This window comes from Hymenobacter agri, assembly GCF_054778495.1.
Genome location: NZ_BAAGZM010001109.1, coordinates 1 through 816 on the forward strand (window position 1 = coordinate 1; position 816 = coordinate 816).

At 63.5% G+C, this 816-nt stretch carries 1 protein-coding gene; it reads left to right on the plus strand.

Features of this window, described 5'->3' with window-relative positions:
* Positions 1 to 431: 431 nt before the first annotated feature.
* Positions 432 to 816: Gfo/Idh/MocA family protein (locus ACYVDE_RS24775; RefSeq protein ID WP_460504181.1), on the plus strand; the 385-nt coding region annotated here is incomplete at its 3' end.

Genomic DNA, 816 nt, shown 5'->3' on the forward strand with positions numbered 1-816 from the left:
CGGCGGCCGCGGCCGCGGGCTGCGTAGCCGGCGCGGGCTTGGTTTGAGCGTGCGCCGCCTGAATACTGCCACTCAGCAGGCCCAGGCAGACGCACAGTATCGTTACGATTTGCTTCATAAAATGTCGAGACACGGCTATAAATCCGGGCGGGGCAGCGGGCGTAGCGGCCGGAAGTATTTTCTCCCAAACGCTTCACGCCGAGGATAGTGCCCGCGGCTTACCGAAAATAAACCCGGTACAAGTTAGGCAGAATCAAAAAAGCAATTTCGCAATATGCCCGCCGCGGCTTCAATACCCTTTGATTATCAATATTTTTCCTGATTACATCCTTTTTGTGCAACTCTGCATTGTGCCACTTTGGGCGCGCCCAATGCCCCCGCCGGGCCCGGCCACCGCGCCGGACGGGCCGCCGGCGCGGTATCTTGCCGCCATGGCTGCTACTCCCATTCGCACCGCGCTGCTGGCCTACGGCATGTCGGGCAAACTCTTTCAGGCCCCATTTCTGGCGGCGCACCCGGGCTTCGAGCTCTACGCCGTGGTAGAGCGCACCGAGGCGCGCATGCACCACGACTACCCCACCATTCGGCGCTACCACAGCACGGCCGAGCTGCTGGCCGATGCTACCGTGGAGCTGGTGGTGGTGAACACGCCCAGCGCCACGCACTTCGAGCTGGCCAGCCAGGCCCTGCGCGCCGGCAAGCACGTGCTGCTCGAAAAGCCGGTAGCCACGTCGGTAGCCCAGCTGGAAGAGTTGCTGGCGCTGGCCCGGCAGCACGGCCGCCACTTGCTGGCCTACCAGAACCGCCGCTGGGACA